Genomic DNA, 13,912 nt, shown 5'->3' with positions numbered 1-13,912 from the left:
TAATTTAGTAAGGCGTTTTGTTTTGAAATCACCAAAGTCATTGACCGACCTGTTTGAAAAAAACAGACATCAGTCTCATTTGGTTCAGTATCAACAAAAGACCAAAGATTTTAGAGCGATTAAATCGTTACTTTCCGAATATTTAGACGACAATATCGCCCAAAACATAATCGTGTGCAACTTTAAAAACTCGATATTATACCTTGAAACTACATCGGCTGCGATTGCCACTGCGTTTAAAATGTACCAATCACGCATTCTCTCTCAGGTACGACGCGAAATCAATCCGGCGACTGTCACCATTGAAATGAAAGTCAGCCCCAAGTCCACCCTGGTAGTTACACCTAAGGCTAACGACAACAAAACAAATACAGCCGATAATGAAGGACTTAACCAGCCATTGAGATCGTCAAAATCCATTCCCTCTGACGTTGCAGACTCAATCACCAGTATTGCAGAAAATAGCGATGACAAACTCAAACAAGCGCTATTAAGATTAGCAAGGCACAAGCCAACTTCTAGTTAAATGTCCAAGTTTTGGCTTGTTCTTTAAATTTACTCAGCTCATCAATCAATTCAAATAGCTCAGGCTCAACCATTTCTAGGTCGTGCTCGGCTTTTAATCCAATTTCAATTTGCTCCGCTAAAGCCCTTATTTTTGGAACGCCTGTGTAACAACAAGCACCGTGAAATTTATGAATAACTTTTGTCAGTTCGTCGACGTTTTGCTCTTCGACGTACATTTCTAACTGTTCAAGCGTCGACGGAATACTCTTTACTAACATAGATAACATTTGAACCGCGAGGTCATGCTTACCGGCAGCCCGCTCCAGGGCCATCGCCCAATCGACATGATGATATTTTGCGTATTCCGGCTCTTGCTCTGAACGTTGAGTTGAGCTTGAGGCACTTTTATTATTGGCTAAATCACAATGAATACCAGTAAATTCCACGAGAACTTGGTTGAGCATTTCTTCATCAATAGGTTTAGATAAATAGTCGGCAAACCCTGCTTCTTGAAAGCGCTTTTGTTCATCAGGACCAGCGTGGGCCGTTACCGAAATGATCGGAGTAGACTCATTCAACGAGTCTTCTTTAATCACTTTACACGCAGTGATGCCGTCCATTACTGGCATTTGAATATCCATGAAAATCAAATCATAGGTATGCTTCTTGGCCATTTCTACCGCTTCTCTGCCATTTTGTGCGGTATCCGCAGTAATCGCCATGTCATCTAACAATGTAGAGAGCAGTTTCACATTTGCGTCGTTATCGTCTACTGCCAGTACTTTAACGCCTTTAAAACTAACGGTATTGACCGCTTCGTTTTGGTCAAGGACTCGATAAGGTTCAGCAATCGTTTTAATCAGTTTAGCATGGTTTACCGGTAAGCTAAGGGCGGCTTTTGCCCCTGAGCCTAAAAGGGCTTCTTTGAGGTTTGGAGAGATACTGTTAATCAATACATAAACTAGCTGACACTGGGCTTTAGCTTCAGAAATGAGTTGTTTGGCTCGACCTAGAGTATTTGGCGAAACATCACAGTTCATCAGGATAAAATCATACCCTTTACTGATTTCTGTCAAAAACGCGTCTTCGGTAAAAACTGACTTGACCTCTAAACTGGTGTAATCCTTCAATACAGTCAAAATGTCTTCATTGGACTGCTCGTTTTGATCAAACAATAACGCCTGACGACCAACCAAATCATCAACTGGCAGAGACTGGGCAACCGGCAAATTATTTTCTTTAACTTGAATACTGAAGTGGAACGTACTGCCGTGCCCTTCTTTACTACTAAAGCCAATATCGCCACCCATTACTTCAACTAGCTTTTTACAGATACTCAAGCCTAAACCTGTACCGCCGTATTTACGGGTGACGCTGCTATCTGCCTGACCAAACGCTGCAAATAAGCGTTTTTTACCAATCTCATCGATACCTATGCCGGTGTCAGCGACAATAAATTTAATCTTGTGGCCTTGTGGATCACTGCCTAGATATTTGACATCAATACGAATAAAACCTTCGTTGGTAAATTTAAGTGCGTTACCCATAAGGTTAATCAAAACTTGTTTTATCCTATCTGGGTCCCCTCGCAGCGCATCCGGAACACGAGAATCTATGCGTAAGTGAATATCGAGGTTTTTATCGAATACGTTAGGCGCCATCAAAGTCATCACCTCGTTGACTGTGTCTCTGAGGGAGAAAGGCAGGGTCTCTAACTCCATTTTTCCGGCATCAAGCTTAGAAAAATCTAAAATATCATTGATGATTCTGAGTAGGTTTTTGGCGGATGAGTCTATCGTTTCGAGGAAGTCTGTTTGGTTGCTATTGAGACGTGTCTTTTTAAGTTGACGCGTAAAGCCTAACACCCCATTTAACGGCGTTCTTAATTCGTGCGACATGTTCGCCAAAAATTGAGACTTAACATCATTGGCCGTTTGCGCGTCTTTTCGAGCGATACTTAGCTCAATATTTTGCTCTTCTAACTGTTCAACCGTTTGTTGAAGCTCTTGAGTATGCTCACTGATGTTGTGTTCAGCCAGTTCGTTAGCAACATGGAGCTTTTTGCACAGTGAATTAATGCCTTCTCGAAGCATTTCATATTCGCCACTCATCTCTTCAACAATTTTTGTTTTGGTTTCACCTTTATCGATTTTCTGAATGGCTTTGTTAATGATGTAGAGCGGAGTGATCATTTTGTTAGAAAACCAAAACGCCACACCTACACATACTAACAGACAAACGATAAACATAAAAAATAGAGTAACTTGCGCGTTTTGTTGCTCGAGAAGAACTTTTGTTCGAGAGAGCTCTATGACTATATAACCATATAAAACTCGCTCTTCGCCTTTAATCATCAACACCGAGTCATTGGCTATGTCTGTGCCCCAAATCGGCGAACGAACATACACAGTATCTTCTTCCACCTCAAACTGTGTATGAGTTGGGATCACTCGCCCAGGTGGTAACCTAGCTTCAGATGCTGCGCGTGTTTGGTTGGTAGACAAAAGTGACTTGTGATCAGGGGTAAATACAGAAATATTATTAACGACTGGGCTTGCTGAACGATGCGCAAGATCTAATGCTTTGATTAAAAATGCATTGTCCTTCTGCTCAATAGAGTGAGCACTTAATAACGCCAAAGGCTCAGAAATAAAACGACCTCTTTCCATTAACGAATCATCAAGCTCAACATGGCGCTTGTACACAACGTAGCTGCCGAGTACGACACTAAAGATAATAATTGGCATCAAAATAACGGCAAATGCCCACTGACGCATAGAAAGCTGAGTTTTCATTAACGAATTTCTAGTATAATGAGTCCATTGAATAGTATCGCTAAGTTAACTCAAAGCGCAGATAACCACAATAGAACAGCGATTTAGCCTGTTAGGAAATGTCCCCATGGCACGAATTTTTAAGCCAAGTAAACAACTTAAGTCCCGCAAACACGCATCGAGCTCGAAACAACTCGGTCATTTTATTGGCCATGTAGACAAATATGACCTTCAGCTCAAAGGTATTGTCTCTAATCCCCATAACAAAGTGGCTTTTGTGCCAGGCGTAATGGTAGGTGAAAAAGTAAAAGTCAATGCCGTCAGTTACACCGACAAAGTTATCCAAGGTGAGATTGTTGACATTTTAAAGGCGAGTGAAAAACGCATTAAGCCCCAATGTGGCCATTTTGAAAAATGTGGTGGCTGCCAATTACAATACATGAGTAATGAGCAACAAACATTAGAAAAGAGCTTTGCGCTCCAACAACTATTAGCAAAAGCTTGTAACCTCAATCAATCACAGAGTGAAGATATTTGGCAGGCACCAGTAGAAAGCGATGCTTTTGGTTATCGCCGCGCCGCACGTCTAGTAACTTGGTGGTCCGATAAACCCACAGGAGACGAGCGCTTGCAATTGGGCTTTCGAGAAGAAAAGTCCAAACAGGTTGTCGATATCAAAGAGTGCCCCGTACTGGCGCCAGACCTTGTAGACGTGGCATTAAAACTCAAAGCAACATTATTGAAAGTTGAAACTGCGACATCAGTTACCCATATTCAATTGTTCTCATTGCCAAATTACACCGCCGTTGTTGTGCGTATTACTGACCCACAATCCAGTCGTGCTAAGCATAAAGGCAAAGTCGTCAAGACTCCTCTTGAGGGCATTACACCCGTTACTACTCACAGTATTCCTACCAGTCTTAAAGAAGCGCTTGTTGACTTTGCCGAACAACAAGACATTCATCTTATCGCTGAATTAGATGACCAACAATTTGACGTACTCAGAGCTCACTTGTCAGCTAACCAACTACAATTGCAATATCAAGCAGACCAACTCAAATTTGATTTCACCGCCAAAGACTTCATTCAAGTCAATGCTGAGGTCAATGACAAAATGATTGCTCAAGCAATGGACTGGTTAAACCCTTCTTCAGAAGATACGATTTTGGACTTGTTTAGTGGGGTCGGAAACTTTACTCTTCCCTTGGCTAAGCGAGCCAAACACGTGATTGGCGTTGAAGGTGTGTTTAACATGGTTAAACAGCTTAAACACAATGCCGAACTAAATGGTTTAACAAGTGTCGAAGCTTACCAAGCGGATTTGTCTCAGTTTGACGAAAAGCGTCCACCAAAGTGGCTAAAGCCTATCGACAAGCTATTATTAGACCCTGCCCGCGACGGTGCGTTTGCAGTTATGCAAACCATTCCAAAATTAAAACCCAAACAAATTTTGTATATTTCGTGTAATCCAACCACCATGGTTCGGGATATAAAATTATTGATATCGGCAGGATATCAATTGAAAAAAGCGGGAATTCTTAATATGTTTCCCAATACTTCCCACGTTGAGGCAATGGTATTACTCGAAAAGTAAGAGATAAGTCGCAAATAAAAGTTAAATTAACGAAAAACGAAAAGGATTAAGTGTGGTTTCCGTAACTCGAGTTCATAATTTAGAGCAAGTATTAGCGAGTAATGATGTTCGTCAGTGGCTGACGGACACCGGCCTGGAAACCCACACGGTTGATGCTTTATACGAAGGGGTCGAGTGGTTACTCGATCAACAAAAGCGACTAGATGCCCATCCTGTTCATGATATCGATTTCACTCGCCAAGGCCTACAAATAGTAGAAATCATGCTTGAGTTGAGCATGGACGATGAGAGTTTATTAGCCGCTCTACTCTATCCTTACTTTGGTCCCCAAGCGACCGACAAAAAACTCAAAGAAGCGATTTCGGCAAAATTTGGCAAACATATTTTGGACCTGCTAAACGGTGTCCGCAAAATGGCTAATCTCGGCTTGTTATCGTCACGAGTCAAACACTCTGCCGCGCAAGCCGAAAATATCCGCCGCATGCTTACTGCCATGGTCGAAGATGTTCGCTCAGTCGTTATCAAACTCAGTCAACAAGTAGTTTATTTACGCAACATAAAAAATGGCGATGAAGAAACCCGCGTACTTGCCGCCAAAGAAACTCAAACTATATTTGCACCTTTAGCGAACCGCCTTGGTATCGGTCAGTTAAAATGGGAACTCGAAGACTACGCGTTTCGTTATTTACAGCCAGATGTTTATAAAAACATTGCCAAAAGCCTTGAAGAAACCCGCGAGACAAGACAACAGTACCTAGAAAACTTTGTTGAGAACCTTGCCGGTAAAATGAAAGACATTGGCATTCAAGCAGAGGTTTATGGCCGTCCTAAGCACATTTACAGCATCTACAAAAAGATGCAGAAAAAAGACTACGACTTTTCACAGCTTTTTGACATCCGAGCGGTACGAGTTATAACCGAACGATTGCAAGACTGTTATAGCGCCCTAGGTGTAATACATACTAATTGGCGCCATATTCCAAGCGAGTTTGACGACTATGTAGCCACACCTAAACCCAATGGCTACCAGTCAATTCACACTGTAGTGATAGGCCCTGAAGGCAAACCTATTGAGATCCAAATTCGCACTTTAGAAATGCACGAAGAAGCTGAACTCGGTGTTGCTGCTCATTGGCAATATAAAGAAGCCGACAGCAAAAACAAAAACGTTAAAATGTCTAGCTACGAAGAAAAAATCGCTTGGCTTCGCAAACTCTTGTTATGGCAAGAAGAAATGGCTGACACTAACGAGTTTGCCGAAGAGCTACATAACCAAGTGGTTGAAGACCGGGTGTACGTCTTTACCCCAGAGGGCGATGTTGTGGACCTACCAAGTGGTTCTACTCCACTTGATTTTGCTTATTACATCCATACCAATGTTGGTCATCGCTGTATTGGTGCCAAGGTGTTTAATCGGATAGTACCTTTTACTTACCAGTTAAAAACAGGCGATCAAATAGAAATCATTACAGGTAAAGAGGCAAACCCTAAACGAGATTGGCTCAACCCCAACCTGGATTACGTACACAGCTCTCGCGCTAGGGCCAAAATTCAAACTTGGTTTAAACAGCAGGACAAAGACAAAAATATTGTCGAAGGCAAACACCTAGTCGAAAACGAACTCGGCCGCCTTAACCTTCCGTGGAGCGAGATGGATAAAGCGGTAGAGCGCTTTAACATGAACTCAATCGATGATCTCCTAGCTGGTATTGGCGGTGGTGATGTCCGGTTGAATCAAGTGATCAACTACATCCAATCTTTGGTCGAGCAGCCAAACAGGCCAGAAATTGATCCTAGACTGATCCAAAAGCCCCGTAAAAAAGGCAAAAAGTATCAAAATGGCGTCGTCCTACAAGGCGTGGGCAATTTAATGAACCAGTTAGCTGGGTGTTGTAACCCAATCGCAGGCGACGATATTGTCGGTTACATCACTCAAGGCCGTGGTGTTGTTATTCATCGCTCCGACTGCGAGCAGTTTAAAGTCGTGATGGAAGAACACCCAGAGCGCTTTATTGAGGCGAGCTGGGCAGAGCAATATTCAGGTGGGTACGTGTCTAATGTACAAGTGTTTGCCAACGACAGAAGTGGCTTAATCCGAGATGTCACAACCATTCTTGCCAATGAAAAAATCAATGTCATCGGTATGACAACAGATTCTGACGTTCAAAACCAAGTGGTAAAAATGGGCTTAAAATTAGAGGTTTACAATTTGAGTGCCTTTAACCGTGTACTTGACAAAATAAGCCAAGTAGAAGAAGTCATTAAAGTAAAACGAGTGTAAAAAGAGTAATGAATTGGCAACAAAAACTGCACCTTCTAGAGCGTCAATCGGGTGTCGATAAACTATTGACCATAATGTCGATGTTGCGAGATCCGGAAAATGGATGCCCTTGGGACCTAAAGCAAACCTTCAAAACCATAGTTCCGCATACCCTTGAAGAAGCATACGAAGTAGCCGAAGCAATTGAGCAAGAAGACTTTGCAGAGTTGCCCAAAGAGCTCGGAGACTTGTTATTCCAAGTTGTGTTTTATGCCCAACTTGGTAAAGAACAAGAAAGATTTGATTTTGAACAAATCGCCCAGTCGATGGCAGATAAGCTCATTCGTCGACATCCCCATGTTTTTGGCTCACTCAGTGACGAGTGTTTGAATGAGAGTGAAATTAAATACAACTGGGAGGCGATCAAGGCACAAGAGCGTGCGGAGCGTAAGGCAACTTCAGTATTGGACGACATCCCCAATGCTTTACCAGCGTTAAATCGCGCCTACAAAATTCAAAAACGCGCTGCCCATGTTGGTTTTGATTGGCCTGATGTTATTGGTGCATTGGATAAGGTTGAAGAGGAAATTGCCGAGTTAAAAGAGGAGCTACGTTCTCGCTCTGAAAGCAATGATTACAAAAGTAATAACTCCAACATAACGTCAGCACCTCAAAACCAAGACGCCATTGCCGAGGAGCTCGGTGATTTGTTTTTTGCATTGACCAATGTCAGTCGTCACCTTGGGTTGAACCCAGAACAAGTGGTCCGCAACGCAAATGACAAGTTTAGCCATCGTTTTCGTCAAGTCGAAACACTTGCAGAACAACAGGGTGGTTTAGAAAAACTGACTCTTGATGAAATGGAAACCCTCTGGCAACAAGTTAAAAAAGCTCAAAGTAAAGCCTAACAACAATGTTAGGCTTTTAGCTTTACTGTCGATACATCAGTCTCTTACTTGTCACTCAGACTGTTTCTGAAACGTAAATTGACCACCACCTTGGTTCAATATCATGGTATTTTGTTTTACATCAAATATCATCTCGATACCGGCAGGCTCAAACACAAACTTAGTATTTGATTTAGGTGTCAAAGGAAACGCTCCCTGACCTGTCGCTTGCGCCATTATGATCCCTTGTTGGACAAATACATTGATGTCGAGAGGAAGCTGTTCAGTTTTATACAGGCCTGCATATTGTTCTAAATCGAGTTGACTGAGAGCCACCGTCGTGTCTGCTTCAAACTTAGGTATCGAAACGCGTTCGCCAAAGGCAGCATCAAGTACACTCATTTGAAAGGCCTCAAGGCTGTAATTAATCCCACTTACTGTCATAGCGACGGTTAACTGCTCTTTTGGAAAATGGATAGCACTTGATAAAAATCCATCTATGCCACCGTTGTGACCGTACCCAAGTGTGCCTTTAATGGGATAAGGCATAACACCTAATCCATAAGCACTATCATTAAGCATTAATTCAACCGATGCAGAGCTGATTAATTCGTCGTTAAACAAAGCGTACAAAAACGCCGTAACGTCAGCGGGCGTAGACGCAATAGCACCTGCAGCATGAGGTATACTCATATCGGATCTTGTTGCTTCGATCCATTTTCCTTGGTAGCGATATGACATCGCTTCATTTTGACTTGGGTCGATGGCATCACCATAATAAGTGTTACTCAGTTTGAGTGGTTTAACGATTTGGTTTTGTAATACCTTGGCATATGAAGTTTGATAAATATCTTCGATAATATATCCGAGCAACAAGTAGTTGGTGTTGGAATACTCAAACTTTTCATCAGGCTCAAACACCACATCAAAACTGTTAATAATTTTAAGCATTTGCTCCCTGCTTTGTGGCTCCTCCATATACAACACATATCGTTTTTCATTGGTAAAATTAAACAGTCCTGAGCGGTGTTGAAGTAACTGCTTTATCGTAATTTTTTTGGCGTTTTTGATTTGAGGTAAAAAATCAGAAAGTGGCTGCTCTAAGCTAATTTTGCCCGCTTCGACTAGTTGCATGATCATTACCGCAGTATAAACCTTAGTAATAGACCCAACTTGAAACTTAGTGTCCTTGTTAAGCGCAATCTTATCGTTAACCGAAGCAAATCCGCCTTGGTGGTGGTAAACCAACTTACCCTGCTGTCGAATCGCAACAGAAGCTATGATTTTGTCGTTTTGAGCTAAGGCATCCAGATACTGACTCAGTGTTTGTAAACTATCCGGTTGTGCCGCCGCCACTTTGAATGTCAGTAGCACTGTAGTCATACAAGCAAAGACAATCGATTTAAACAATGAGTACGATCTCATTATTGTTTTTTTTGTCTGTGTCTTCTTTGTCTGTGTCTTTTGGGGTTCTGATTTGGGGGTGATTAACGTCATGCGTTTGTCCTCACTTTATCCTTTTTGTTTGGACTGGAACTTTGCGTACCGACTACACCATTATAATTCTTATCTGACTGCTCTTGTCCAGCCTGTGTTTTATCTTATTTACTGTTCAGATTTATCGCTTTTAGCTTCTTCACTAGGTTCATTACTTGAATCAGCGTCTGTTAATTCAGTGATCACTTTTTGGGTTAATTTGACCCGACCAGCATCAACAAGTGCTTGTCGCAATACAAACTCGATTTGTGCATTCACACTGCGAAGTTCATCGTCAGCCCAACGTTGCATAGCGGCAAGTACGTCTGGGTTTATGCGTAATGGAAAGCTTTTCTTTTTAGTCACAGGATTCCTACTGATATTTGGCGCGTCACTTACTTCTTAATGTATAACTTATTACGCGACTAAAACGCTATTATGATACCACTTCAGTCGCGCGGTTAAACTAGTATAACGAGCCAGCGTTCACGATTGGCTGAGTGTTTTGGTCTCCACATAACACAACTAGTAAATTACTGACCATCGCCGCTTTGCGCTCTTCATCAAGCTCGACAATGCCTTTGCTAGATAGTTGGTCTAATGCCATGTCGACCATACCGACTGCGCCCTCTACAATTTTTTCACGGGCGGCGATAATTGCTGTTGCTTGCTGGCGCTGTAACATCGCATTCGCAATTTCTTGGGCATATGCAAGATGACTAATACGTGCCTCGTGAACAACGACTCCCGCTTCTTCAAGCCTGCTCTGTACTTCTTTAGTTAAAGCATCCGAAATTAACTGCGGGTGAGAACGCAAGGCAACTTCACCTTCTTCATAAATGTCATATGGATACGACGTGGCCATGTTTCTGAGTGCAGCCTCTGACTGAATACTTACGTAACTCTCGTAATCGTCAACTTCAAATACAGCTTTAGCCGTATCAGACACAGACCAAACAACTACAGTCGCAATTTCAATAGGATTACCTTGGTTGTCATTGACTTTTAGTCGACCGCTTTCAAAGTTACGAATACGTAGTGAAATGTTTTTTCTAAAGAAAAACGGAATTGTCCAACGCAGACCCATTTCTCTAACAGTACCTACATATGCGCCAAACAAAGTTAAAACCCGGCCTTGTTTTGGCTGGACCATGAAAAAACCAGCCCAACACAAGTTAATCAAAACCAAGCTGAAAAACATGAGTACTTTTACACTCTTAGCTTGACCTTGTAAGTTAAATAAAATCAATAGCGAAGCAATCAAGATCACGCTAGCGACCAAGTACCCTGACAAAGAAAACCCCTTTGTCTCAGTTGTATTGTTTTGTTTTATTTCTGTCATGTTTCACTCCTAAGCCATGTGAATATTTCCTTGTCATCTTTTGAACCACCCAAAACAAAAATGACATCAAAGTGATATCATTTATAATTCACAACAATAGATAAGGCAAGATCTTTTGGAGCAATTTTTAAACAGAAACAAAAAAGCCCGCTAAAAGCGGGCTTTCTAATCAGACTGTGAACAACGAGTTAGATTGCTTCAATCTCTGCGTATTGTTGCTCTAATTTCTCGAGTGTTTGTTGGTAATCAGCCAATTTAGCTTGTTCTTTTTCAAGAACTTGCTGTGGTGCATTATCAACAAACTTTTGATTAGACAACTTGCCAGTAACGCGCTTTAACTCACCTTGAGTCTTTTCAATCGCTTTACTTAAACGGGCAAGCTCTGCGTCTTTATCAATAAGACCTGCCATAGGGATCAACACGTCCATTGCTCCAACCTGGCCGCTTGCAGATGCAGGCGCTTTGGTGCCCTCAGCTAAAACTTCGATGCTTTCTAACTTAGCAAGTGAAATCAAAAACGCTTTGTTTTCATCGAGACGCTGTTGGTCGTCACTAGAAACGTTACGCAAGATCACATCGATTGGCTTGTTAGGAGACAAGTCCATTTCGCCGCGAATGTTACGAACAACAACGATGAATTGTTTTAACCACTCAACGTCCGCCATCGCTTTTTCGTCGATTTGGCTTTGATCAACCGTCGGGAACGCACTCAGCATGATGCTGTCTGCTTTGTTGTCCGCGGTTGCTGTCAGAGGAACAACACGTTGCCAAATTGTCTCAGTGATAAATGGCATGATTGGGTGCATCAAGCGAAGTAGAGTCTCAAGCACGTCAACCAAGGTTTTACGCGTTGCACGTTGCTGTGCTTCTGTACCTTTGAAAATTACCGGCTTGGTTAATTCTAAGTACCAGTCACAGAATTGGTTCCAAGTGAACTCGTACATCGCACTCGAAGCTAAGTCAAAGCGATAAGCGTCTAAGTGACCACGTACCGTTTCGACCGTTTGTTGAAGTTGGCTGCGAATCCAACGATCGGCTAATGAGAATTCTAACTCAGGGCTATCTATCGCTAGCTCACGACCACAATCGTGCTCTTCCGTATTCATTAATACATAACGACTCGCATTCCATAACTTGTTACAGAAGTTGCGGTAACCCTCAAGACGTTTCATGTCCCAGCTGATGTCACGACCTGTCGACGCTAATGCTGCAAGTGTGAAACGCAATGCGTCAGTACCGCTTTGTGCCATGCCCTCAGGGAACTGCTTGCGAGTACTCTTTTCAATCTTAGCGGCGATCTTATCTTGCATCATGTTGCTCGTGCGCTTCGTCACTAACTCTTCAAGACCGATACCATCAATAATGTCTAGAGGGTCGATAACGTTACCCTTTGATTTAGACATTTTGTCGCCGTTTTCGTCACGAATAAGACCAGTTACATAAACCGTCTTAAATGGTACTTGAGGCTTGCCGTCTTCGTCTTTGATGAAGTGCATGGTCATCATGATCATACGCGCAACCCAGAAAAAGATAATGTCAAAACCCGTCACCAACACATCCGTTGGGTGGAAGGTCTTAAGATCTTCTAAGTTGTCTGGCCAACCCATTGTAGAGAAGGTCCAAAGCGCAGAAGAGAACCAAGTATCTAAAACATCATCGTCTTGACGTAATACAACATCATCGCCTAAACCGTGTTCTTGACGAACAGCAGCTTCACTTGCGCCAACGTATACTTTGCCAGATTCGTCATACCATGCCGGAATACGGTGACCCCACCACAATTGACGAGAGATACACCAGTCTTGTAAGTCACGCATCCACGCGAAGTACATGTTTTCGTATTGTTTAGGAACAAACTCGATGTCGCCGTTTTGAACTGCTTCGGTCGCTACTTTAGCCATCGGCTCAACACGAACATACCATTGGTCCGTTAGCATAGGTTCGATTACTACGCCGCCTCGGTCACCATAAGGAACAGTTAAGTCATGTTCTTTGATTTCGTCTAGAAGACCTAAGTCTTCCATTGCCGCTACCGTCGCCTTACGTGCAGCAAAACGCTCTAAACCTTGGAATTCAGTTGGTAACTCTGCACCATACACATCGCTCACTTCACCGTTGGTGTTAAACACTTCCGCTTCATTGCGAATGTGGCCAGTGAAGTCTAGTACATTGATCATTGGCAACTGATTGCGCTTACCTACTTCGTAGTCATTGAAATCATGCGCAGGAGTGATCTTTACACAGCCAGTGCCTTTTTCCATGTCAGCGTGTTCGTCGCCAACAATTGGAATACGACGATTAACCAACGGCAACATGACGTATTTGCCGATAAGGTCTTTGTAACGCTCGTCTTCAGGGTTAACTGCAACCGCAGTATCACCTAATAAAGTCTCTGGGCGAGTGGTTGCTACCACTAAGTAGTCTTTGCCGTCAGCCGTCTTTTGACCATCCGCTAATGGATAACGGAAGTGCCACATGTGGCCTTTTTTGTCTTTGTTTTCTACTTCTAAATCTGAGATAGCTGTCTGTAACTTAGGATCCCAGTTAACCAAACGCTTACCGCGATAAATTAAGTCGTCGTTGTATAAATCAACAAACACTTTCTCAACCGCTTTTGACAGGCCAGGGTCCATGGTAAAACGCTCACGGTCCCAGTCTACCGAGTTCCCTAAACGACGCATTTGCGACGTAATAGTACCGCCAGATTCGTTTTTCCATTCCCATACTTTGTCGATAAACGCTTCACGACCCATTTCGGTGCGTGATGGTTGGTTTTCAGCTGCTAGCTTACGCTCTACAACCATTTGTGTTGCAATACCAGCGTGGTCAGTACCCACTTGCCATAAAGAGTTAAAACCATCCATGCGCTTGTAGCGCGTCAATGCATCCATGATGGTGTGTTGGAACGCGTGCCCCATGTGTAGACTACCCGTTACGTTTGGCGGTGGAATTACGATGCTGTAGCTATCGCCTTTTCCACTTGGCTTAAAATAGCCTTTGTTTTCCCAGTCTTGGTATAAAGATTGTTCTATGTCGCTAGGATTATAGGTTTTATCCATGATGATAATAGCC

At 42.7% G+C, this 13,912-nt stretch carries 9 protein-coding genes; 4 read left to right on the top strand and 5 right to left on the bottom strand.

The features are described from left to right. Positions 1-22 precede the first annotated feature (22 nt). A complete protein-coding gene (locus J1N51_RS12870) occupies positions 23-526 on the top strand; it encodes a DciA family protein (RefSeq protein WP_208831655.1) in 504 nt (167 codons plus the stop codon). Here J1N51_RS12870 and barA read toward each other — a convergent pair. Next, positions 519-3,302, bottom strand: a complete 2,784-nt coding sequence (barA, locus tag J1N51_RS12865; RefSeq protein ID WP_208831654.1) for a two-component sensor histidine kinase BarA — start codon at positions 3,300-3,302, stop codon at positions 519-521. The two genes, J1N51_RS12870 and barA, sit on opposite strands and share 8 nt — an antisense overlap. A gap of 106 nt (positions 3,303-3,408) precedes the next feature. On the opposite strand from barA, the gene rlmD reads away from it, so the two are divergent. Genes rlmD through mazG form a run of 3 tightly spaced genes read left to right on the top strand, consistent with a single transcriptional unit; the run spans position 3,409 to position 8,043 of the window. Continuing rightward, positions 3,409-4,875, top strand: coding sequence for a 23S rRNA (uracil(1939)-C(5))-methyltransferase RlmD (gene rlmD, locus J1N51_RS12860; RefSeq protein ID WP_208831653.1), 1,467 nt, complete (start codon positions 3,409-3,411; stop codon positions 4,873-4,875). A gap of 52 nt (positions 4,876-4,927) precedes the next feature. Then, entirely contained in the window at positions 4,928-7,156 is a 2,229-nt protein-coding gene (gene relA, locus J1N51_RS12855) for a GTP diphosphokinase (protein WP_208831652.1), read from the top strand. An 8-nt stretch (positions 7,157-7,164) separates the two neighbouring features. Then, positions 7,165-8,043 (top strand): nucleoside triphosphate pyrophosphohydrolase, encoded by an 879-nt coding sequence (mazG, locus tag J1N51_RS12850; RefSeq protein WP_208831651.1) that lies wholly within the window; start codon positions 7,165-7,167, stop codon positions 8,041-8,043. Positions 8,044-8,094: 51 nt separating this feature from the next. On the opposite strand, the gene J1N51_RS12845 is transcribed toward mazG, so the two are convergent. The 4 genes from J1N51_RS12845 to J1N51_RS12830 form a co-directional block, all read right to left on the bottom strand. Further along, positions 8,095-9,447, bottom strand: coding sequence for a serine hydrolase domain-containing protein (locus tag J1N51_RS12845; RefSeq protein WP_208831650.1), 1,353 nt, complete (start codon positions 9,445-9,447; stop codon positions 8,095-8,097). A gap of 180 nt (positions 9,448-9,627) precedes the next feature. Then, positions 9,628-9,864 carry a hypothetical protein gene (locus J1N51_RS12840; protein WP_208831649.1) on the bottom strand — a complete coding sequence of 79 codons (237 nt, stop codon included), beginning with the start codon at positions 9,862-9,864 and terminating at the stop codon, positions 9,628-9,630. Between the two features lie 100 nt (positions 9,865-9,964). Continuing rightward, positions 9,965-10,840 (bottom strand): SPFH domain-containing protein, encoded by an 876-nt coding sequence (locus J1N51_RS12835; RefSeq protein ID WP_208831648.1) that lies wholly within the window; start codon positions 10,838-10,840, stop codon positions 9,965-9,967. A gap of 188 nt (positions 10,841-11,028) precedes the next feature. Beyond that, entirely contained in the window at positions 11,029-13,899 is a 2,871-nt protein-coding gene (locus tag J1N51_RS12830) for a valine--tRNA ligase (RefSeq protein WP_208831647.1), read from the bottom strand. Positions 13,900-13,912 lie beyond the last annotated feature (13 nt).

It is taken from the genome of Psychrosphaera ytuae (assembly GCF_017638545.1).
In the GTDB taxonomy this organism is placed as follows: Bacteria; Pseudomonadota; Gammaproteobacteria; order Enterobacterales; family Alteromonadaceae; genus Psychrosphaera; species Psychrosphaera ytuae.
Note: the sequence above shows the minus strand (reverse complement) of the source record. Positions and strands in the feature narration are given on the sequence as shown.